The sequence below is a fragment of the Acetomicrobium mobile genome (assembly GCF_937920065.1).
In genome coordinates, this window is sequence record NZ_CALETC010000239.1 from 1 (window position 1) to 2,359 (window position 2,359).

At 46.1% G+C, this 2,359-nt stretch carries 2 protein-coding genes; both read left to right on the plus strand.

The features are described 5' to 3' along the window. Window positions 1-176 precede the first annotated feature (176 nt). Entirely contained in the window at window positions 177-1,856 is a 1,680-nt protein-coding gene (locus Q7P41_RS09085) for a DUF262 domain-containing protein (protein ID WP_303883660.1), read from the plus strand. Beyond that, window positions 1,840-2,359, plus strand: a 520-nt coding sequence (locus tag Q7P41_RS09090) for a type I restriction endonuclease (RefSeq protein ID WP_303883662.1), incomplete at its 3' end; no start/stop codon positions are given. The genes Q7P41_RS09085 and Q7P41_RS09090, both read left to right, overlap by 17 nt.

A 2,359-nucleotide genomic window follows, 5' to 3' on the forward strand; every position in this document is an offset into this window, starting at 1 on the left:
GCCGAAGAGGCCAGAAAGCAAGCACTGGAAGCGTTGTTCAAAACCCTCCTCAACAACCTCATGACCGGGAAAATCCGGGTTAAGGATGTTGTTCTGCCTAATGTTGGAGAAGGGAAAGGGGATGTCACTCATTGATGTTAGGAGTTATAAAGAAATTAACAGGGAGGGATTATTAAATGCATGATAAAGAAACCCCAAAAGCGAATCCGGAAAATCTACTTAAAATTGTACAAGAAGCCTATGAGGCCAAAGTTGTTGTTCCCGAGTTTCAGCGCTCTTTTGTATGGGAACGCAATGATATTCAAGAATTATTGACCTCGATCCTCCAAGGGTACTTCGTTGGCAGCTTTCTTATGCTGGATACACCTTCGAGTAAACCTATGTTTCCTTTTCGGACAATAGAAGGGTTGGAGCGTGTCAACAGTAATGTGCGCCCTGACCAACATAACATGGTGCGTCTTGTCCTCGATGGACAACAACGTATCACCTCCATATTTTATGCTCTCTACAGCCCGGACATTCCGCTGCGCTGGACGAAATACCCGTATAAATTTTATCTGTTGTTGGAGGCAGCTTTAAATGGCAACCTCGAAGAAGCGGTTGTAGGTATATCTGTACAGGATCGCCGACGAATGTCCGAAGTTCGAGAGTTGGTAAAAAACCATCGTGCTCTTCCTTTTACTTTTTTTCGCGAGTCCAGTACCTTCTATCGATGGTTATACAGCGAGCAACAAGTCTGGGGGGATGAGGCACGAAGTATTATCGAGCAACTTTTTCGCCGTATTCAGAATTTCATGATCCCTGTCGTATCATTATCTCCTGATGCTGGTACGGATAACATTGTAAACATCTTCGAACGGATAAACAGAACGGGAGTTAGCCTTTCTCTCTTTGACCTAGTGGTTGCTCGCCTCTATCCTAAGGGAGTACGACTGCGGGACCTTTGGGACGCATTCAAGAATGAACATGAGGCTTTTGCCGATATAATATCGCCTGAATTTCTCCTGAAAGTAATAGCCATTCTAGAAGGGAAAGAGCCTCGGAAGGGTAATCTGTTGGAGATACTTGATGGCCTTGATGCTAAAAAATTCGAAGCTCGCTGGAAAGGAGCGGAAGATGCTGTCTGTGCGGCTTGTAAGCGGATCGAGAAACAGTACGGTGCCTACGATAAAGCATGGATTCCTTATACGACGATGATTGTTCCTCTTGCAGTTTTACTTCACCGGCTTAAAGAAATGCGGGCCGGTGAGGAAGCTTACCGCAAGGTGGATCGGTGGTACTGGGCAAGCGTCTTTACCCAGCGCTACGATTCGGGTGTGGATACAAAAAGCTACCAGGATGTGCGCGATGTAATTAGCTGGATTACAGAAGGCCTCGAGCCCGACTGGCTCCGCAGGGCAACCGCCGAGGCGGTGGATCTGAGCATTGCAGAGCGCCGTTCGGCCGTGTACAAAGGGGTTATATGTCTAATACTGCGAGAAGGAGCCCGTGATTTTCTAACGGGGCAACAAGCTAACCTGAATACATGTCAGGACGACCATATCTTTCCACGAGGAGTATATAATGAAACATATCCAGTGGATGTTGTTTTAAATCGAACACTTATTTCCAGGGAAACTAATAATAAGAAACGGGATAAGCATCCATCGGAATTCCTGGAAGAATGCCTTTCAGGTCATAACCACGACGAAGCACGTTTGCTAGATACGCTACGGACCCATTTCATTACGAGAGATGCCTATGAGGCCCTTAAACAAAACGACTTTGAAGCATTCGTAAAGTACAGGGAAGAAGCTTTGAAAAAAGCCATCCAAACTGTTCTAACGGGGGGTTGTGGTGATGCCAAATCTCGGTAATGAACGTTACTTTGTTCAAAACCCACTCATTCGCTACGCCGTCGAGATTGGCTGGGCTTACCTACCACCGGAAGAAGCTCTTCGCCTACGGCGAGGCGAGTCAGGTATTGTGCTGCGTGAAGTCCTAATCAAACAGCTACAACGCCTCAATCCTGGTATTGTGGATCATATAAAGGCCGAAGAAATCATACGCAGGTTGATATCCGTATACCCAAATATTGAAGGGAATCTTCAAGCATGGGAATATCTCAATGGATTAAAAACTGTTTTCGTTGAAGCTGAACATAGAGAGCGAAACGTGAGGCTACTTGACCCTGACACTCCAGAACCAAATACATTCCACGTCACGGACGAATTTTACTTTACGGGTGGAGCAAAACCTATCAGAGCAGATATAGTGTTCTTTATTAATGGTATCCCCGTTGTTGTTATAGAGACTAAGTCAGCGACCCGCATTGAAGGCATTGCCGAAGCTCTTGACCAGATCCGCCGTTACCACCGAG